The 17,860-nt window shown below is 54.7% G+C and carries 19 protein-coding genes, 1 tRNA gene and 2 pseudogenes; 9 read left to right on the plus strand and 13 right to left on the minus strand.

Going from position 1 to position 17,860, the window contains the following annotated elements:
- Positions 1-154 precede the first annotated feature (154 nt).
- A complete protein-coding gene (locus tag A7Q00_RS10780; RefSeq protein ID WP_064090546.1) occupies positions 155-721 on the plus strand; it encodes a hypothetical protein in 567 nt (188 codons plus the stop codon).
- A 23-nt stretch (positions 722-744) separates the two neighbouring features.
- A pseudogene (locus tag A7Q00_RS13735) lies at positions 745-851 on the plus strand (IS5/IS1182 family transposase); the annotation flags it as partial.
- Positions 852-892: 41 nt separating this feature from the next.
- Here the strand turns inward: A7Q00_RS13735 and cyaY are convergent.
- Positions 893-1,216, minus strand: coding sequence for an iron donor protein CyaY (cyaY, locus tag A7Q00_RS10785; protein ID WP_179946228.1), 324 nt, complete (start codon positions 1,214-1,216; stop codon positions 893-895).
- Between the two features lie 76 nt (positions 1,217-1,292).
- Here cyaY and lptM point away from each other — a divergent pair, with 76 nt between their 5' ends.
- On the plus strand, positions 1,293-1,484 hold the full coding sequence (gene lptM, locus A7Q00_RS10790; protein WP_003824020.1) for an LPS translocon maturation chaperone LptM: 192 nt from the start codon (positions 1,293-1,295) through the stop codon (positions 1,482-1,484).
- A gap of 107 nt (positions 1,485-1,591) precedes the next feature.
- Here the strand turns inward: lptM and A7Q00_RS10795 are convergent, their stop codons facing one another.
- The 3 genes from A7Q00_RS10795 to A7Q00_RS10805 all read right to left on the minus strand — a co-directional run bounded on the left by A7Q00_RS10795 (position 1,592) and on the right by A7Q00_RS10805 (position 4,314).
- Positions 1,592-2,233, minus strand: coding sequence for a hypothetical protein (locus tag A7Q00_RS10795; RefSeq protein ID WP_064090548.1), 642 nt, complete (start codon positions 2,231-2,233; stop codon positions 1,592-1,594).
- Between the two features lie 86 nt (positions 2,234-2,319).
- A complete protein-coding gene (locus A7Q00_RS10800) occupies positions 2,320-3,543 on the minus strand; it encodes a multifunctional CCA addition/repair protein (RefSeq protein ID WP_064090549.1) in 1,224 nt (407 codons plus the stop codon).
- A 174-nt stretch (positions 3,544-3,717) separates the two neighbouring features.
- Positions 3,718-4,314, minus strand: a complete 597-nt coding sequence (locus tag A7Q00_RS10805; RefSeq protein WP_064090550.1) for a phosphatase PAP2 family protein — start codon at positions 4,312-4,314, stop codon at positions 3,718-3,720.
- A 79-nt stretch (positions 4,315-4,393) separates the two neighbouring features.
- Here A7Q00_RS10805 and gloB point away from each other — a divergent pair, with 79 nt between their 5' ends.
- The 3 genes from gloB to A7Q00_RS10815 all read left to right on the plus strand — a co-directional run bounded on the left by gloB (position 4,394) and on the right by A7Q00_RS10815 (position 5,860).
- Positions 4,394-5,146, plus strand: coding sequence for a hydroxyacylglutathione hydrolase (gene gloB, locus A7Q00_RS10810; protein ID WP_064090551.1), 753 nt, complete (start codon positions 4,394-4,396; stop codon positions 5,144-5,146).
- Positions 5,147-5,348: 202 nt separating this feature from the next.
- Positions 5,349-5,609 (plus strand): hypothetical protein, encoded by a 261-nt coding sequence (locus tag A7Q00_RS13050; RefSeq protein ID WP_218915564.1) that lies wholly within the window; start codon positions 5,349-5,351, stop codon positions 5,607-5,609.
- 5 nt (positions 5,610-5,614) lie between these two features.
- Entirely contained in the window at positions 5,615-5,860 is a 246-nt protein-coding gene (locus A7Q00_RS10815; RefSeq protein WP_004694811.1) for a hypothetical protein, read from the plus strand.
- Positions 5,861-5,911: 51 nt separating this feature from the next.
- Here A7Q00_RS10815 and A7Q00_RS10820 read toward each other — a convergent pair whose 3' ends face one another.
- From A7Q00_RS10820 to rpe, 6 genes are all read right to left on the minus strand, one after another.
- The gene (locus A7Q00_RS10820) at positions 5,912-6,565 is read right to left on the minus strand and encodes a DUF6796 family protein (RefSeq protein WP_064090552.1); all 654 of its coding nucleotides are present in this window, start codon (positions 6,563-6,565) and stop codon (positions 5,912-5,914) included.
- Between the two features lie 211 nt (positions 6,566-6,776).
- The gene (locus tag A7Q00_RS10825; protein ID WP_064090553.1) at positions 6,777-7,712 is read right to left on the minus strand and encodes a dihydroorotate oxidase; all 936 of its coding nucleotides are present in this window, start codon (positions 7,710-7,712) and stop codon (positions 6,777-6,779) included.
- A 317-nt stretch (positions 7,713-8,029) separates the two neighbouring features.
- Positions 8,030-8,578: a carboxymuconolactone decarboxylase family protein gene (locus A7Q00_RS10830; protein ID WP_064090554.1), complete on the minus strand. Its 549-nt coding sequence runs from the start codon at positions 8,576-8,578 to the stop codon at positions 8,030-8,032.
- Between the two features lie 167 nt (positions 8,579-8,745).
- Entirely contained in the window at positions 8,746-9,630 is an 885-nt protein-coding gene (locus tag A7Q00_RS10835) for a LysO family transporter (protein WP_245637574.1), read from the minus strand.
- 108 nt (positions 9,631-9,738) lie between these two features.
- On the minus strand, positions 9,739-11,451 hold the full coding sequence (locus tag A7Q00_RS10840) for a proline--tRNA ligase (RefSeq protein WP_064090555.1): 1,713 nt from the start codon (positions 11,449-11,451) through the stop codon (positions 9,739-9,741).
- 213 nt (positions 11,452-11,664) lie between these two features.
- Positions 11,665-12,348: a ribulose-phosphate 3-epimerase gene (gene rpe, locus A7Q00_RS10845; protein WP_064090561.1), complete on the minus strand. Its 684-nt coding sequence runs from the start codon at positions 12,346-12,348 to the stop codon at positions 11,665-11,667.
- A 183-nt stretch (positions 12,349-12,531) separates the two neighbouring features.
- Here rpe and A7Q00_RS10850 point away from each other — a divergent pair, with 183 nt between their 5' ends.
- Together A7Q00_RS10850 and A7Q00_RS10855 are read left to right on the plus strand one after the other, a co-directional pair.
- Complete coding sequence (locus A7Q00_RS10850) at positions 12,532-12,939, plus strand: Spy/CpxP family protein refolding chaperone (protein ID WP_064090556.1); 408 nt, start codon at positions 12,532-12,534, stop codon at positions 12,937-12,939.
- Positions 12,940-13,284: 345 nt separating this feature from the next.
- Positions 13,285-13,647: a hypothetical protein gene (locus A7Q00_RS10855; protein ID WP_156503813.1), complete on the plus strand. Its 363-nt coding sequence runs from the start codon at positions 13,285-13,287 to the stop codon at positions 13,645-13,647.
- Between the two features lie 143 nt (positions 13,648-13,790).
- Here A7Q00_RS10855 and A7Q00_RS10860 read toward each other — a convergent pair whose 3' ends face one another.
- Together A7Q00_RS10860 and ettA are read right to left on the minus strand one after the other, a co-directional pair.
- Positions 13,791-15,131: a deoxyguanosinetriphosphate triphosphohydrolase gene (locus A7Q00_RS10860; protein ID WP_064090558.1), complete on the minus strand. Its 1,341-nt coding sequence runs from the start codon at positions 15,129-15,131 to the stop codon at positions 13,791-13,793.
- 79 nt (positions 15,132-15,210) lie between these two features.
- Positions 15,211-16,884, minus strand: coding sequence for an energy-dependent translational throttle protein EttA (gene ettA, locus A7Q00_RS10865; protein WP_064090559.1), 1,674 nt, complete (start codon positions 16,882-16,884; stop codon positions 15,211-15,213).
- Positions 16,885-17,275: 391 nt separating this feature from the next.
- Between ettA and A7Q00_RS10870 the strand changes: the two genes are divergently transcribed.
- Positions 17,276-17,351 (plus strand) — tRNA-Thr (locus A7Q00_RS10870).
- Between the two features lie 220 nt (positions 17,352-17,571).
- Here A7Q00_RS10870 and A7Q00_RS13740 read toward each other — a convergent pair.
- A pseudogene (locus tag A7Q00_RS13740) lies at positions 17,572-17,678 on the minus strand (IS5/IS1182 family transposase); the annotation flags it as partial.
- Positions 17,679-17,860 lie beyond the last annotated feature (182 nt).

The following is a 17,860-nucleotide window of genomic DNA, read 5'->3' on the forward strand; positions in this document are numbered from 1 at the left end:
TGCGGTTTGGCTGATGTTTTTGCATTGTTCGTAATAGTTTAAAGCTTTGTTCCTTAAGTCCGCAGAGTATGCCATGGTTAGACCTTCAAAGTTGAATATTGTACTATTTTGTTTTTAATTTACTATAAATTTAATCCACTATATATCTGTCCTTATGAACCGATCCGCCATCGATCGTGCAGCCGCCATCCTATTCGCCCTGCTCAGCGCCGCCTTGATTACCGCTTTTTTTGCCGACAGCCGTTTTTTCCATTGGGCATTCGCCCGACATCATAACCCCCTGAGCTGGTACATCCGCCCGCTGTTCCTCATCCCCTTCTGCCTCGCAGCCTACCGCCGCAGCCACGCCGGTATTTGGGCTACCTTGTTGCTGCTGCTCAGCAGTATGTTTTGGTTTCCCCCGCCCGACTATCCAAACGAACATATCCGGCAGTTCTTGGCCATGGAGCAAAACTTCCTTCTCGTCGGCTGGAATACGGCCAAAGTTTTGGCATCGGGCATGGTTGCCCTGAGCCTGACGCTGATTGCCGCCGCCTTCTGGCAGCGCAAACCGCGCCTCGGGCTGTTCTGCCTAGCCGCAGCTGCCGCAGGCAAAATCCTGTGGAGCATCCGTTACGGCCGGGCGGCAGGCTACGCCGTTATCCTGCCCGCAGTCTTCGGCCTGCTGCTCTGCACCATCGTTATCGGCATGGTATTGCATAAAATCAAGCGGCGACCTTAATGAGTAAAGGCTACCTGAAAATCTATAGTGGATTAAATTTAAATCAGGACAAGGCGGCGAGCCGCAGACAGTACAAATAGTACGGCAAGGCGAGACAACGCTGTACTGGTTTAAATTTAATTCACTATACAATCGATTTTCAGGTAGCCTTTACCAAGCGTCCGACCCAAACTACAGCGGCTCAATCTCCACCGCTTCACCCGCCGCCTCGCCCAACACTTCGTTCAGCATGGCGAAAAAGCTGCTGCCGTCGCGGGTGGAACGCCATTCGCCGTCGCGCAGGGCGAAGTGGTAGCCGCCGCTTTTGGCGGCAATCCACAGCTCTTGGTTCGGCGTGTGGCGGTTTACGATAATCTGCGTGCCGTTATCGGCCTCGATGGTGAGCACATTGCCGTTGTGTTCGCAGTCGAAATCGGCGCCGCACTGGTCGAGCTGGTCTTCGATGTGGGCAAACAACTGGTCGGAATAGCGCAAAAATTCGGTTTCGTTCATGATGGTTTGTGCACGGCGGCTTTTTTGTTTAAGATGCGCCATCTTGCCACAGCCGCCTGTTTCAGGCAATTTCGAGTTGATGATGATGCGAACCCTGCTCCCCGCCCTTGCCGCCGCCCTGCTTTTGAGCGCCTGCGGCTATAAAGGCGACCTCTACCTGCCCAAAGAAAGCGACCGCGCCCGCTTCGCCCCCGTGCAAACCGGCCTGCAATTCAGCCCCATCGCGCCGATGCCCGATGTTCAGCCGCAACCGCTACCTGCCGACAAATAACAGCAAAATGCTTCGGCCATACTTTTTCAGGTAGCCTCTTTCCTGCCGGAGGCTACCTGAAAATATAACTGCGGCGCTATTGCCCATCCCACCGCTCCTGCCCAGCTTTACTTCTTCGGCGGCAGGATGCTGCCGGTTTCGGCGGCGCGCTCTTTCCAGATGGGCAGCCACTGGGCTACGCGCTCACGGTTTGGTTCATAGATAGGTCGAGCAGTAGGGAAGTCATCACGAATAAAACGCTCCACATAATCAAAGTCCAGCAAAACCGCTCTGGCAATACAATCCCCCAAACCTTCATAGCCATCATTAGTAGCAAGTTCTGGAAACTTCCCTGCAATCGGATAGCCACTTAAAAATTCTTTTTCATCTGGGCTGCTGAAATATCGTTTAACCAAATCCAAACCACGCTCAAAAAAGTCTCGGATATAGATTTCTGCTTCGGGCAAAGTATGGACTAATTTCTGATAAATCATGGCATGGTTGTGAGCATCTGGGCTCAGGATTGGTATGCACGTTGTCCATTTTGGAGCGTGTAAATCATGAAACCCCTCTTTTAAGATTAAACTAACTGACTTGTTAAAAATGACCACATAGGGTTCTGCCGAAAGATGCAGCACCCAACCCGGATCAATCCAAATCTCCGAATGTTTCAGCGTTTTATTTTTAAAAACATTCGCCTTATATTCCCAGCCGGGATGCTCCCCCGCCAAGCGAACGCAAAATTCTTTCACATCCGATTTGTTCAACATACTTTCCCTTTCCGTTTTATCCCGTTTGTCTGTCCACGTCTTTCCCGCTGCGCCGATGCCTGCGTTTTTCAGGTAGCCTTCCTCTGCTACCGCCGATACGCTTCCTGCAAGGGTTTAATCCGCGCCAGCCTGTCGGCGGCGATGGCTTCGGCGATACGTTGCGGTTGCTCGGCGTGGGCGGCGGCGATGGCGGCGGTGTCGGTTTGCTGCGCGGCGGTGAGCAGGGCGAGCCAGTGTTCGCGCTGCGGGTAGGCGGCGTGTTCGAAGCCGAGGCGGCCTTGCGCGTCGGCGCGGCATACGTTGAGCATGGCGGCGAAGCGTTCGGGGCGGCGGTAGGCATCGGTTTGCTGCAAAATTTTGGCGGCGGTTTGCGGGCGCAATTCGGCCGCTTTATGCAGCTGCCCGTGCCAGCGGCACACTTGCACGGCCAAGTCGGCGCAGGCTTTGGGCACTTTCCAACGCCGGTTTGCTGCCTGCACCAGCGGCACGCCGGCTTCCTCGTGGCCGTGGTGTGCGGGCAGGATTTCGGGCGCGGTGACGGCTTTGCCCAAATCGTGCAGCAGCGCGGCGTAGCGTTCGGGCAGACTCAGCCCGGCATCGGCGGCGCTTTGCAGGGTAAGCAGGGTGTGGATGCCGCAGTCGATTTCGGGGTGGTAGTCTGCGCGCTGCGGCACGCCGAACAGGGCTTCCACTTCGGGCAGCAGCACGGCGAGTGCGCCGCATTGGCGCAGCACTTCAATCATGCGCACCGGCCGCGCTTCCATCAGCCCGCGCGCAAACTCCTGCCACACGCGCTCGGCCACCAGCGCATCGGCTTCGCCGCTCTGCACCATATCCGCCATCAGGCGCAGGGTTTCGGGGGCTACCTGAAAACCGTAGCGGGCGGCAAACCGCGCGGTGCGCAAAATCCGCACTGGGTCTTCGGCGAAGGCGGGGGAAACGTGGCGCAATATGCCCGCGGCCAAATCGGCCTGCCCGCCGAAGGGGTCGATAATCTGCCCGGCCGCGTCCTGCGCCATGGCGTTGATGGTGAGGTCGCGCCGTTGCAGGTCTTGCTCCAGGGTAACGTCCGGCTCGGCGTGGAAAGTGAAGCCGGCATAGCCGCGCCCGGTTTTGCGCTCGGTGCGCGCCAGGGCGTATTCCTCATGCGTTTCGGGGTGCAGGAACACCGGAAAATCCTTGCCCACCGGCTGATAGCCCGCCGAGAGCATGGCTGGCGCATCGGCGCCCACCACCACCCAATCGCGGTCTTTCACTTCCCGCCCCAACAAGGCATCGCGCACCGCGCCGCCCACCAGATAAGTTTCCATAATCGCTTTCTTGAATCGGCAAATATAGTGAATTAACAAAAATCAGGACAAGGCGGCAAGCCGCAGACAGTACACACGTTACGGCAAGGCGAGCCAACGCTGTACTGGTTTTTGTTAATTCACTATACCCAAACAGGCAATAAAGGCTACCTGAATATTCAGGTAGCCTCCCGTTTACCCCAACATCAGCCAGCCATACAGCTTAAACACCAGCCAGCCCAAAAACGCGCCGGCGGGCAAATCCATCAGATAATGCTGCTTGGTAAACATACAGGAAAGCGCAATCAGCACCGGAAAGGCAAACGCCAGCGCGCCCATACTCGGATAGGCATACATGGCCGTGAGCATCGCCACCGAAACATGCATACTCGGGAAGCAGTTGCTGGATTGGTCGAACTTCTGCACAAACAGCAAAAACTTCTCCGAAGCCGTTTTGCCCGTGTTCACACTGCGCCAGTGCGGCGGCGTGGACACTGGCAAAAGCCAGAAAAACAGCATCTGCACAAACAGCAGAATCAAAAAGCTAAACGCCGTCATCACAAACTGGCGCGAATCCGCCATCAGCCAGTTTAAATACAAAATCGCCGGATAATACAAAAAGCTATACACCCACGACCACCAAGCCACAAACGGAATCTTCTCATCCAGCGGCGAATGCAGCACCCGGGCAGGCCGCAGCGGGTGGCGCTGGGTGAAAAAGTAAAACTGATACGCCCCCACAATCAAAATCCCGCTCAACACCAAATTCACTACATAATCCACAGCAGTCATCTGCCGCTCCCTTATCGTGTAAAATGCTGTGAAGGCTAGCAACCGACCACCCTTTTGTCAATTTATTAACATCGCCACCATGCTCAAAATCACACCCATCCCCGCCCTTGCCGACAACTACATCTGGCTGATCCAACAAGGCAACGAAGCCGTCTGCATCGACCCCGGCGAAGCTGCCCCCGTAATAGGCTACCTGAAAGCCCACGGCCTGGTGCTGCACCAAATCTGGATTACCCACCACCACGCCGACCACACCGCCGGCCTGCCCGAGCTCATCCGCCAGTTCCCCGACTGCCGCGTTTACGCCAACCACGACATCCCCCACGCCACCCACACCGTAGGCGAAGGCAGCAGCTGGCCGCTCTGGCAAAGCCAAGTGGAAGTCTGGCACACCCCCGGCCACACCCAAACCCACCTCAGCTACCTGCTGCAAGCGGGCGGGCAAGCCCGGCTCTTCTGCGGCGACACCCTCTTTTCCGCCGGCTGCGGTCGCGTCTTCGACGGCACCCCCGCCCAACTTTTCGCCTCCCTGCAACGCATCAACAGGCTACCTGAAAACACCCTGCTCTACCCCGCCCACGAATACACCGCCGCCAACCTGCGCTTCGCCGCACACATCGAGCCGCACAACCCCGAAATCGCCCGCAGCCAGGCCGCCGCCGTACACACGCCCACCCTGCCCGTCTCCCTCGCCCACGAGCGGCAAATCAACCCCTTCCTGCGCACCGCCGATTTTCAGGTAGCCTCCCGCACCGCCAAACTCTCCGGCCAAAACCTGCACAGCGAAGAACAAATCTTCACCGCCCTGCGCGAATTGAAAAACCATTTTTAAATCCTGCGGCAGCTTGGCTGCGGAAATAAAAAGGCTACCTGAAAGTACCGCGCAGCGTAGTTTCTGCGCAACTAAATATTTCAGGTAGCCTTTTGGCGTCAATCTTTACACAGCATTTTTTTGGTCAGGTAGAACAGATGGTATTGGTGGACAACATATTGCTGCCGATATTGCCAAATCTAATGGAGGAACAACATTAGAAATGTTAATTGAAGCTAGAAAAATTATCATGCCTACGTGGGATCAAAATAACCAAGCAAGCATTAAAGCATGGGAAGATATTTCATCAGAGTATGCAACATGCGCTTCTGGTACTGTAACAGGCGTTATTGGCAAAGATCTGCGACCAGGAAATATATGGAAAAATAGAGAATTACCCGCTTTGAAGAACAATCCTAATATAACAACAATAGTAATAATAGATCCTAAAACAAAGATTTCAACTGTTATATTTCAAAGGTAATTACTATGGATGATTTCGTAATTGAAAAAATTTCAAGAGGTATGTTAATTGTTTCTTTAAATGGACATGAAATTTCATTTGAAGGAGAAATGTTCTTTCCAAATAATGAGTTTCACTTTTCCCTATATGCGAAAACAGCAAAATTTACTAAGACCAACCAAATTTTAAGCAAGGAAGAGTTAGATAATATTTTAGAACATTTAAAAAAAGAATTTATTTTAAAAAATAGAGTATTAGACATAATTTTCTAAATTTAATTATCAACTGTAAAGTAGCCCAAGCAAGCCGTGTATCGTAGCTGCTTATTTGTTCGTTTGCCCGTATCTCAGCAAATACAGCAGATAAACGGTAAACAGCAAAGCCATCCAGAAAGACGGGATGAGCACGGGATACAGCGTTCCGGCGGCAGACGGATAAACAACTCTGAGCATTCTGCCCAGCAGCACGCCCGTCAGCGGGCTGAGCAGGGCGAAGGCTCGCGGAAACACGGTTTTCCCAGCCGCCACCACGGCAAACAGCCACACGCTGACCACCAGCACGCCAATCAGAAATACCGCGCCGAAAATATTTTTAAACGACTGGTATTCCGCCAGCAAAGCACCCACCGCCTCACGTTCCGCACCCGACAGCGTGGCATGGTACGCAGCAGCGCGGGCGAAATAAAAATAGCTGCTGTGCATATAAATGCACACCGTACTAAACAGAAACACCAGCATCAGGCATAACCAAGGCTGCCGCAAACCCCTATTGAGCACATACACGCCACCCGATACAAACGGAAAAAGGAACAGGGCAAATGTAGCCACTCCCACACGCCACGGCGGGAGGCCCGCCATATTCTGCCAGAAACCGTCATCGAACATGGTGCGGATGTCGATGGCCAAATCTGCCAACCACACCAGCCAAAGCGCGATAATGGAGGCATAAGCGATGAGTTTTATCTGTTTCTCGTGCATGATTACTCTCCTTAAAGCAGTGTTGATAGTATCCATTTTACGCCCGATAACACAAACATGGATGATTTTCTTTCTCAATCTTCGGTAAACTGGATTGCCATGTAATCATGGATAATCCCATAACGCGGGCAACCAGCACCAATCCAGCCCGATTAAAAAGGCTACCTGAAATTTTTCAGGTAGCCTTTCTTGTTTGATACGCCGATTGCGGTTAGCCCAAATATTTCAATCTGCCGCGGAAATCGTCCAACGTTTCATAGCCTTTTTCGGCCATGATGGCTTTCAGCTCTTCGGTGATGCGGGTGAAGGCGGGCACGCCTTCTTTATGCAGGGTGGTGCCAACTTGCACCATGCTGGCGCCGCACAGGATGTGTTCGAAAGCATCGCGGCCGGTGAGCACGCCGCCGGTGCCGATGATGCGGATGGAGGGGTTGAGCCGCTGGTAGAAAGCGTGCACATTAGCCAGCGCCGTGGGTTTGATGTATTCGCCGCCGATGCCGCCGAAGCCGTTTTTGGGGCGGATGATCACGGTTTCGTCTTCCACATACAGGCCGTTGCCGACGGAATTGATGCAGTTCACAAATTTGAGTGGGAATTGGTTGAAAATGGCGGCGGCTTGGTCGAAGTGGACGATATCGAAATAGGGCGGCAGCTTGATACCCAGCGGTTTGCTGAAATAAGCAAAGGCATCGCCGAGGATTTTTTCCGTGGTCTCAAAATCATAGGCAATCTGCGGCTTGCCCGGCACGTTGGGGCAGGAAAGGTTGAGCTCGGTGAGGCCGCTGAAGCCGCTCTCCTCCACTTTGCGCAGGAGGGTATGGGTTTCGCTGGGCGACATGCCCACCAGGGAGAGGAAGAAGGTGCGGTTCGGCTCGCGGTTTTGCAGGTCGAGCAGGTAGTCGAGGTAGTAATCGATGCCGTGGTTGGGCAGGCCCATGGAGTTGATGCTGCCCAGCGGCACGTTGCGGTAGCGCGGCTCGGGGTTGCCGGCGCGCGGCTCGAGGGTGGCGGTTTTGGTCACGAAGCTGCCGGCGGCGGAGTTTTTCACTTCTTCCAATTCGGCAATGCTCATGCAGGCCACGCCGGCGGCGTTCATGAGGCAGTTGTCAAACGAGAAACCGGCAATCTGGGTTTGGGTGCTGGGCATGGGTGCTCCTTGATTGGTGGTTGAACGGCGGCATTGTACACCGAACGGAAACAGGCCGCTTGCGGCAGGGCAAACGAACGCGGCAGGCTGCCCCACAGGTTTTCAGGTAGCCTGCAATGGAACAGGCTACCTGAAAACCTCAAAGGCTCGAACCCATAGTGGATTAAAAAAATCAGGGCAAGGCGAGGCAACGCCGTACTGGTTTTTGTTCATCCACTATACCCAGTCGGCAAAGCTCTGCCGCCCCATAACCAAAGGCTACCTGAAATTTCAGGTAGCCTTTCTTTAGTTTCGCTCACCGCAGCAAGCTGCGTGTGTTAAGCGTAATCGCGCAATTCGGGGTTGATGTCGGTTTGCGCCAGGTTGTTGGTGTAGTTGCACAGGGTGGCCAGCGCCACGCCCATCACCACTTCCACCGCTTGCTGTTTGTTGTAGCCCGCGTCTAGAAAGGCTTGCAGCTCGGCATCGGACACCGCGCCTTTTTTCGCCATCACGGCTTGGGTGAAGGCGGCCAGGGCGGCCAGTTTGGCGTCGTCGAATTCGACGGGGTTCAGATGGCGTGAGGCTTGGATGGCTTTTTCGGAAAGCAGTTTTTTCAGCGTGGCGATTTTGGTGTGTCCGGCCACGCAGAAGCTGCATTCGTTGGTTTTGGCGGCAATAATCTGCACCACTTCCACCTCGCCGGGGGTGAGGCTGTTGGCGGCGTTGAGCTTGCCCACTTCCTGATAAAACGCCAAGGCTTCGGGCGCATTGGCCAGCACGCCGATGAGGTTGGGGATAAAGCCGTTGGCCTTGAGCGCGGCTTCCACGCGCGGCTTGGCGGCTTCGGGGGCGGTTTCTACGGTGTGGACGGGAAGACGTGCCATGATTGGGTTCCTTTATGTGTGCTTGAAAAAGTGGGATTGTAGCGGAAAGCGGGCTTTCGGCTAAATAACGGTTTGTGCGGATCGATAGAACTCAGAGGTATAAAGGCTACCTGAAAAATCTGAAAACCATTTTTCAGGTAGCCTTAATCCTGTCCACTTTATTTAATTTAATGCGCCACCGTTGTTAAAAACGAAATCAGCACCGGCGCGATCAATGTTAAGATAAAGCCGCTAACAATGGCATATTTCACGTATTCAGGCTCGCAGTTTTCCTTCACAAACGGCAGGGCGGAATCCATCGCCGCTGCACCAGAAAGCCCGATAGCGGCAACCGGCTGGGTTTTACCGAAAAAATAGAGGAAAACAATACTGAGCATTTCACGGAAGAAATCAATCATAAAAGCCAGCGCACCCATTTCAGCCGATACTGCCCCGCCTACCATCGGCCCAGACAGGGAAAACCAGCCGAATCCTGCCGACAACATCAAACTTTGAACAAATGAATACGGGGCAAGCAAGGAAAAAACGAACCCTGCCGCCACCGTAGCCGCCATTGCAAATATTGGCAGCAGAAAAATGCGCCTGCTGAAACCGCCTAATTTGAAATGCACCAAATCCGCACCCACTAGAAAAATCAGCACATATAGAACATGTGTGCTGCTAAGCATGCCTTCCAACGAGCCCTTCGGCAGTAAACAGTAGGCTGCCACACCTGCCGAAAAAGCCACCACAGCTTTGAAACAGCCGAAAAACGGTGTCCAAAAACTGCCTGACTGAGCCGCACGTTTACCGCTTTTCCGATATAGCAAGGCAGCGGTAAAACCAGTAATCAGCAAAGCAAACAGCAGGGCTCTTTTAATAATATCCCCACCCAGCGACTTATCCGTAAACACGCTGCCGAATTCCGAACCCATCAAAAACAGCAGCAGCAATACCACTATTGATATTGGCTTAAGCATCAGCCTCAAGTAGGCGGGGGGTAAAGCTTTCCCCACCGCAAAACCGAATAACAGCAAAGCCAACACCGATGCTATGGGTAACAGTGATGTCATGACCCATCCTTTCTTCATCTTAATGTGTGCGTAAAAAACATTTCTTAGAGCTACTCTTGCTTCCATAGAGCCAAACTTTTTCAGGTAGCCCCTAATCCGGCGCAATACTTAAGCCAGCAAACCTTTCAGCTTGGCAGCAATTTCGCCCGCTGCCACCAACTCGGTTTCGCCGCTGCGCCGTTCGGTGTATTCCACTTTGCCTTCTTTCAGGCCGCGATCGCCGATGGCGATGCGGTGCGGGATGCCCAACAGTTCGCTGTCGGCCAGCAGCACGCCGGCGCGTTCGTCGCGGTCGTCGAGCAGCACGTCCACTCCGGCGGCGGTGAGTTCGGCGTAGATTTTATCGGCGGCCTCGCGCACGGCTTCGGATTTTTTGTAGTTCATCGGCACGATTACGGCTTGGAACGGCGCCATGGCGTTGGTCCAGATGATGCCGCGCTCGTCGTTGTTCTGCTCGATGGCGGCGGCCACAATGCGGGTGATGCCGATGCCGTAGCAGCCCATTTCCATGATTTGCGATTTGCCGTTGTTGTCTAAGAACGAGGCGTTCAGCGCGGCGGAATATTTGTCGCGCAGTTGGAATACATGGCCGACTTCAATGCCGCGAGCAAGTTTCAGGTAGCCTTTGCCGTCGGGGCTGGGGTCGCCGGCGATCACGTTGCGGATGTCGGCAAATTCGGGCTCGGGGCAGTCGCGGCCGAAGTTGAAGCCGGTGTAGTGGTGGTCGTCTTCGTTGGCGCCGATCACGGTGTCGGCCAGTTTTTCTACGGCGAAGTCGGCATACACTTTGCCTTTGAAGCCCACCGGGCCGAGCGAGCCGCCGTTTGCGCCGAATTTTTCTTTAATGGCTTCGGGCGACGCCATGGCCAGCGGGCTTTTCACGCCGGGCAGTTTTTCGGCTTTGATGTCGTTGAATTCATGGTCGCCGCGCAGCAGCAGCAATACGAGTTCGCCCTCTTCTTCGCCTTCCACCACGATGGATTTGAGCGTGCGCTCAATCGGAATTTGCAAAAATTCCACCAGCGCGGGAATGGTTTTCACGCCGGGGGTGTGCACTTTGGCGAGTTTTTCCTGCGCAGGAGCGCGCTCGCCGCTTTGGCGCAAGGTGGGGGCGAGCTCGATATTGGCGGCGAAATCGGATTCGCTGCTGTAGGCGATGACGTCTTCGCCGCTTTCGGCCAACACTTGGAATTCGTGCGAGCCGGTGCCGCCGATGCTGCCGGTGTCGGCGGCCACCGGGCGGTAGTCGAGGCCCAGGCGGTCGAACACGCGGCAGTAGGCGTTGTACATGGGCTGATAGCCGTCGCGCACCAGCGATTCGTAGTCGGCGTGGAAAGAATAGGCGTCTTTCATCACAAACTCGCGCGCGCGCATCACGCCGAAGCGGGGGCGGCGCTCGTCGCGGAATTTGGTTTGAATGTGGTAGAAATTTTTGGGCAGCTGTTTGTAGCTGGTGATTTCTTTGCGCACGATGTCGGTGATCAGCTCTTCGCAGGTGGGGCTGAAGCAGAAGGTGTTGTCGTGGCGGTCGGTGATGCGCAGCAGCTCGTCGCCGTAGAAATCCCAGCGGCCGGATTCTTTCCACAAGTCGGCCGGTTGGATAACGGGCATCAAAAGCTCGATGGCACCGGCGCGGTTCATCTCTTCGCGCACCACGGCCTCCACTTTGCGCAGCACGCGCAAGCCCATGGGCATCCAAGTGTAGAGGCCGGAGGCGTTGGCTTTAATCAGCCCGGCGCGCAGCATGAGCTTGTGGCTGGCCAGCGCGGCTTCGGCGGGGGCTTCTTTGAGGGTGGAAATAAAGAACTGGGAGGCTTTCATGACGGGCTTTCTGCGGGATTAAGAATAAGCGGGGGATTGTATCAATGTTTCAGGCGGGCTGCAGCACGGGCTACCTGAAAAAATTTAAGCGGAAACACTCGATTTCCCCTGCCCCGCTGCCAGCCATACCCAGTATGCCAAAACGGCTCGCGCGGCAGGAAAAAATGAAGCGCTTCCGCTGTATCCGAGAATTTCAGGTAGCCTTTTGCCGTATCAACTGTCGGCCTTTTCCAACTGCCGACGCATTTCGGCAATCACCGCGGCGTAGTCGGGCTGATTGAAAATGGCGGAACCGGCCACGAAGGTATCGGCACCGGCGGCAGCGATTTCGGCGATGTTGTCGGCCTTGATGCCGCCATCCACCTCAATCAGGATGCGGCGGCCACTTTCGGCGGCGTAGAGGTCGGCGAGCGAGCGCACCTGTTCGATTTTCTCCAGCGTGTGTGGAATAAATTTCTGCCCGCCAAAGCCGGGATTAACCGACATCAGCAGCACCACATCGAGTTTGTCTAACACATGTTCCAACACATACACCGGCGTGGCGGGGTTGAGCACCAGCCCGGCGCGGCAGCCGCTGTCGCGGATCAGGCTTAAGCTGCGGTCGATATGGCGGCTGGCTTCGGGGTGGAAAGTGATGATATCCGCCCCGGCCTTGGCGAAGGCCTGAATCATTTCGTCCACCGGCTCCACCATCAAATGCACATCCAGCGGCACGGTGGCATAAGGCTTGAGCGCGGCGCACACCATCGGCCCGAAAGTGAGGTTGGGCACGTAGTGGTTGTCCATCACATCAAAATGGATCCAGTCGGCCCCGGCAGCAATCACACGCCGCACTTCTTCGCCCAAACGGGCGAAATCGGCAGATAAAATGCTCGGAGCGATACGGTAGTGGGTCATATTGGTGCTTTCTTCCATAAATAGGGCTATAATTCATCGCACATCGTGCCAAAAACGTAGTGCTTTCCACTACATTGTTGTTTACACAGGTTTACCAAGATTATACCGTGTTTCACGCCGTCATTCGTATACTGGCGACAATAAATTTACTTGGTTCGACACTGAATCTAAAGAGTTAATCCCATGACTCCCCTCCCCCGCCGCCAAACCCTTTGCCGGGTTGTATTTTCCACCCTCCTGCTCACCGCCGGCAGCCTTGCCTTGGCCGATAGCCCCACCTGCGATATGCGCCAGCTCGCGCTCAGCAGCAGCCAACAGGAACAGCTGCGCCAAGTGCGCGCCGAATACCGCCAACGGATGGACAACCTCGTGGCACAATCGCGCAACCTGCGCCAATACACCACGCAGGCTTCCAATTTGGTGCTCTCCGGCCCGGTGTTTGATGAAAACATGGCACGGCATTATGTGAACGAAAAATACACCCCGCAAATGCAGCGTGAAGTGGAAAACCTGCGCGCCCAACACGCCTTGCTGCAAATCCTCACGCCGCAGCAGCGGCAGGAATGGCGCAGGCATTGCCTGTATCAATAAAGCATCCTGCCCGATGGAAAGGCTACCTGAAAATTCAGGTAGCCTTTTGCATTTGCCCGCCCAGCCGTTTTCAATCCCGGCATGGCTGAAATAGTTACTGCTTCATACATTGGCGCAGACCGGTATGGCGAGGCGGCCTACGCAACAGGAAAAATAAGTATAGCGAATTAACAAAAATCAGGACAAGGCGACGAGCCGCAGACAGTACAGATAGTACGGCAAGGCAACGCTGTACTGGTTTTTGTTAATTCACTATATTTTGGCGATAAAACCCCGCCGCCCTATTGCGGCAAGATTATGCCGCCATTAATATGCACACCGTTTCCCCCACCCTTCCAAAAGGACATTCCCATGAAGAAAACTTTGCTGTTGGCCGCCATGCTGGCCGGTTTCTCCGCTTTTGCCGCAGCCGATACCCTGCCGCGCGAAATCTACCGCCCGCGCGGTGCGCAGGTGGTGAAGGCAGAAGTGCAAGACGATGGCGAATTTGAAGCCAAATTCCACCTGCGCGGCAACGACGTGCGGCAGCTGGCACAACGCGTTATCAGCCATGCCCGCAGCCAAGGCTTCCGCTTGGTGGAATCCGAAATCAAACCCCACGATGCCGACCTTAAATTCCGGCGCGGCGATCAGGAATTGGATGTGGAAATCGAACACAAAGGCCATGGCCATATCGAATACAAAGCCGATTTGGATCGCGACCATTAAGCTGGCCGGCTTTGCCATAAAGGCTACCTGTGGTTTCAGGTAGCCTTTGTTTTGCCCGGCGCCAAGATTGGCTGTTTCCCCAATATGTTGCAGCGCATATTTCCAAACTGCTTAAAACATTGGCCGCCCCTGCCCGGCAACGGCTACAACATCCCGATGCCGGACACTTCCCGTGCCATCCGGGCGGCGGCGTTGTCGGTCATCCCGCCGACGAAATCGAGGATTTTCATGTAGGCGGTGTAGAGTGTGTCTTGCTCGTTCAACGGGTCGTCGCGCAGCAGCTCCAAGGCCAGCGATTGGCGGGTGCCGATGTGTGCTTTGGTGAGGTAGGCGAAGGCGGCGGGCACGAGCAGATTGAGAATCGAGCCGATGCAGGGGAAGGCGGCGATTTCGGTAATCAGCTTGCTTTGGTGGCGGAACACGCGGGTGCGCGCCAGCTCTTTGGCCCGCTCCAGCGAATCGCGCACTTCGGGCGTGCACACGCTGAGCAGGTCTTTGCCTTGGAAGCTGCCGGCGAGCAGGTCGGCATGGTGCAGCATAAAGGTTTGCGCCATGTCATCGATGGCGCGGCCGATGGCCATGCCGCGCAGCATGGCGCAACGCTGGCGGGCGGATTGCTCCGGCCAGAGTTTGTCGATGTGCACCATGCCCTGCAATACGTTTTCCACTTCGCGGTCGTCCAGCAGGCCGAGCTCCACCGCGTCTTCCAAGTCCAGGAGCGCGTAGCAAATGTCGTCTGCCGCCTCCATCAGGTAGGACAAGGGGTGGCGGCTCCAATGGTGTGCGGCGATTTCAGGTAGCCCCAATTCGGCGGCCACGCATTCGATAAATGGCAGCTCGGTTTGATAAATATTGAATTTTTTCAAACCCTGCGGCGCAGAGGTGGTCCACGGGTATTTGAGCAGCGCGCCGATGGAAGCGGCGGTGAGGCGCATGCCGCCGCGGTGGCGGTACATTTCGAGGTTGGAGAGGATGCGCAGGCTGTGGGCGTTGCCTTCGTAGGTTTGCACGTCGCGCCGTTCGGCTTCGGCCAGGTGTTTCAGGTAGCCTGCGTGCTCGGGATTACGGAACCAGTCGCGCAATGCCTCTTCGCCGGTGTGGCCGAAAGGCGGGTTGCCCATATCGTGCGCCAGGCAGGCCACCTGTACCACAGCGCCGATATCGGAAGGCGTATTCTCCGGCGGCAAGAAACCGCCCTTGGCTAGCATCACGCCCACGCGGTTGCCCAGGCTTCGCCCCACGCTAGCCACTTCCACGCTGTGGGTGAGGCGGTTGTGGGTGTGGTCGTGTTCGGCGAAGGGGTGCACCTGCGTTTTGCGCCCCAGCCGCCGGAACGAGCCGGAAAACACCACGCGGTCGTAATCGATGTGAAAATCGGTGCGCAGCGCATCCGCGCCTTCCTGGCTGGAGGGGGTAACGGTGGCCACCAGTTGGCCGTTCTCGGGCTTGAAGCGCTTGGTGCTGAGCAATTGCTGCCAGTTCATGTTTGTCCTTTGGTTTGGCTGGATAAATTGAGGCTACCTGAAAACCAAGCCTGCGGTTTTCAGGTAGCCTCTTTGCGCTTTAGCGGGTTACCGGTTTATACCGAATCCGTTTCGGCTTCGCGCCCTCTTCGCCCAGTCGGCGTTTTTTATCGGCTTCGTATTCCTGATAGTTGCCGTCGAAGAATACCCATTTGGAGTCACCCTCGCACGCCAGAATATGCGTGGCGATGCGGTCTAAGAACCAGCGGTCGTGGGAAATCACCATTACGCTGCCGGCAAATTCGAGCAGTGCGTCTTCCAGCGCACGCAGGGTTTCCACGTCCAAATCGTTGGAGGGTTCGTCCAAGAGCAGCACGTTGCCGCCCGCGAGCAAGGTTTTCGCCAAGTGCAGCCTGCCTCGTTCGCCGCCGGAAAGCTGCCCCGCGATTTTGCTTTGGTCGCTGCCTTTGAAGTTGAAGCGACCCAAATATTGGCGTGCGGGGATTTCAAACTGTCCGACCTGCAAAATGTCGCGGCCTTCGGCGATGTTGTCGAACACGGTTTTGTCGTTTTGCAAACCTTCGCGGCTTTGGTCAATCAGGCTCATTTTCACGGTTTGCCCGATTTTCACTTCACCGGAATTGGGCTGCTCTTTGCCCGAAATCATTTTGAACAGCGTCGATTTACCCGCGCCGTTGGGGCCGATGATGCCGACAATCGCGCCCGCAGGCACTTTGAAGCTCAAATCGTCAATCAGCACTTTATCGCCAAATGATTTGGATACGTTGGTAAATTCAATCACTTCGTTACCCAAACGTTCGGCCACGGGAATGAAGATTTCCTGCGTTTCATTGCGTTTTTGGTATTCGTACTGGCTCATTTCTTCAAAACGCGCCAGGCGGGCTTTGGATTTGGCCTGGCGGCCTTTGGCGTTTTGGCGCACCCATTCCAACTCCTGCTTCATGGCTTTGACGCGCGCGGCTTCGGATTTGGCCTCGTTTTCCAAGCGTTTTTCTTTTTGTTCTAGCCACGATGAGTAGTTGCCTTTCCACGGGATGCCGTGGCCGCGGTCGAGTTCCAAAATCCATTCGGCGGCGTTGTCCAAGAAATAGCGGTCGTGGGTTACGGCGACAACGGTGCCGGGGAAGCGCACGAGAAATTGTTCCAGCCATTCCACCGATTCCGCGTCCAAATGGTTGGTCGGCTCGTCCAACAGCAGCATATCGGGCTTGGAAAGCAAGAGTTTGCACAGGGCGACGCGGCGTTTTTCGCCGCCCGAGAGCACGCCGATTTTTGCGTCCCAATCGGGCAGGCGCAGCGCGTCGGCGGCGATTTCCAATTCGTGCTCCGCGCCGCCGCCCGTACTGCTGCCCGCCGCGATAATGGCTTCCAAACGCCCTTGTTCTTCCGCCAGCGCGTCAAAGTCGGCATCGGGATTGGCGTATTCGGCATAGACTTCTTCCAAGCGTTTTTGCGCGGCGGCCACTTCGCCCAAGCCGCTTTCCACTTCTTCGCGCACGGTTTTTTCAGGATCAAGCTCCGGCTCTTGCGGCAGATAGCCGATTGTGATGCCGCCCATCGGCACGGCTTCGCCCTCAAATTCCTTATCCACACCTGCCATAATCCGCAGCACGGTGGACTTGCCCGCGCCGTTCAAACCGAGCAGGCCGATTTTCGCGCCGGGGAAGAAAGAAAGGGAAATATCTTTAATGATGGTTTTCTGCGGCGGCACAACCTTGCTCACGCGCAGCATGGAATAGACGTATTGCGACATAACAACTCCTCGAAAATAGGGGAAACAGGCAAACGGATAATGCCGCCGATTCTAACCGAAAAAAGCATTTCAGGCAGCCGAAAGGCTACCTGAAAATGGCAGAGCGGATATTTTCAGGTAGCCTCCTATTTCTGCCTGAGGCTACCTGAATTTGAGACTCGTGGCATGTTTAGAGAACTTGGCTTTTATAGCCTAAAATGCGTATTTCTTCATACTGTGTCGACTTCCCTCTCCATACTGTCTTTACCACCTGCCTTGCCTAATTTCGTTAACCAGCCATAGTTATTTCGCCATAACCCCATCTCAGTTGCCATAAAACCACGTTGCCACCATATTTTTATCGCACCAACTTGCCAAATACACCCAATATAGGCATAATCCACATTCTTTCGCCGGTGTAGCTCAGTTGGTAGAGCACCTGACTTGTAATCAGGGGGTCGCGAGTTCGATTCCTGCCGCCGGCACCAATATTCTAATCGCAAATCAGCTAGTTAAGTTGATTTGCGATTTTTCTTATCTATATATCTTTCTTGAACTTTGTGCAAATCTTTGGCTATGGCCAACAAAGCCACCTAATAGGCAAAAATAGATCGTAAATCTCAGGAAATCCTCGGCAAAGAATCCATCACTCCCACAGCGTGGTGCCTTAATCCATTCCACCAAGAATAGGTTCTTTTTAATCCACTTATATAGTGAATTAAATTTAAACCAGTACAGCGTTGCCTCGCCTTGCCGTACTATCTGTACTGTCTGCGGCTCGTCGCCTTGTCCTGATTTAAATTTAATTCACTATATAACTCATCCCATCTGCCCAAGCAAACAAAAACCTGCCTCCAAAGAGGCAGGTTTTATAGTAAATTAAAAACAAAATAGTACAATATTCAACTTTGAAGGTCTAACCATGGCATACTCTGCGGACTTAAGGAACAAAGCTTTAAACTATTACGAACAATGCAAAAACATCAGCCAAACCGCA

The organism is Eikenella halliae (genome assembly GCF_001648475.1).
GTDB classification, from domain to species: Bacteria; Pseudomonadota; Gammaproteobacteria; order Burkholderiales; family Neisseriaceae; genus Eikenella; species Eikenella halliae.

Excerpts from the sequence above, each read along its gene's own strand:
- A7Q00_RS10780 (WP_064090546.1), top strand. The coding sequence starts at position 155 with ATGAACCGATCCGCCATCGATCGTGCAGCCGCCATCCTATTCGCCCTG.
- lptM (WP_003824020.1), top strand. The coding sequence starts at position 1,293 with ATGATGATGCGAACCCTGCTCCCCGCCCTTGCCGCCGCCCTGCTTTTG.
- A7Q00_RS10795 (WP_064090548.1), bottom strand. The coding sequence starts at position 2,233 with ATGTTGAACAAATCGGATGTGAAAGAATTTTGCGTTCGCTTGGCGGGG.
- A7Q00_RS10800 (WP_064090549.1), bottom strand. The coding sequence starts at position 3,543 with ATGGAAACTTATCTGGTGGGCGGCGCGGTGCGCGATGCCTTGTTGGGG.
- A7Q00_RS10805 (WP_064090550.1), bottom strand. The coding sequence starts at position 4,314 with ATGACTGCTGTGGATTATGTAGTGAATTTGGTGTTGAGCGGGATTTTG.
- gloB (WP_064090551.1), top strand. The coding sequence starts at position 4,394 with ATGCTCAAAATCACACCCATCCCCGCCCTTGCCGACAACTACATCTGG.
- A7Q00_RS13050 (WP_218915564.1), top strand. The coding sequence starts at position 5,349 with ATGTTAATTGAAGCTAGAAAAATTATCATGCCTACGTGGGATCAAAAT.
- A7Q00_RS10815 (WP_004694811.1), top strand. The coding sequence starts at position 5,615 with ATGGATGATTTCGTAATTGAAAAAATTTCAAGAGGTATGTTAATTGTT.
- A7Q00_RS10820 (WP_064090552.1), bottom strand. The coding sequence starts at position 6,565 with ATGCACGAGAAACAGATAAAACTCATCGCTTATGCCTCCATTATCGCG.
- A7Q00_RS10825 (WP_064090553.1), bottom strand. The coding sequence starts at position 7,712 with ATGCCCAGCACCCAAACCCAGATTGCCGGTTTCTCGTTTGACAACTGC.
- A7Q00_RS10830 (WP_064090554.1), bottom strand. The coding sequence starts at position 8,578 with ATGGCACGTCTTCCCGTCCACACCGTAGAAACCGCCCCCGAAGCCGCC.
- A7Q00_RS10835 (WP_245637574.1), bottom strand. The coding sequence starts at position 9,630 with ATGACATCACTGTTACCCATAGCATCGGTGTTGGCTTTGCTGTTATTC.
- A7Q00_RS10840 (WP_064090555.1), bottom strand. The coding sequence starts at position 11,451 with ATGAAAGCCTCCCAGTTCTTTATTTCCACCCTCAAAGAAGCCCCCGCC.
- rpe (WP_064090561.1), bottom strand. The coding sequence starts at position 12,348 with ATGACCCACTACCGTATCGCTCCGAGCATTTTATCTGCCGATTTCGCC.
- A7Q00_RS10850 (WP_064090556.1), top strand. The coding sequence starts at position 12,532 with ATGACTCCCCTCCCCCGCCGCCAAACCCTTTGCCGGGTTGTATTTTCC.
- A7Q00_RS10860 (WP_064090558.1), bottom strand. The coding sequence starts at position 15,131 with ATGAACTGGCAGCAATTGCTCAGCACCAAGCGCTTCAAGCCCGAGAAC.
- ettA (WP_064090559.1), bottom strand. The coding sequence starts at position 16,884 with ATGTCGCAATACGTCTATTCCATGCTGCGCGTGAGCAAGGTTGTGCCG.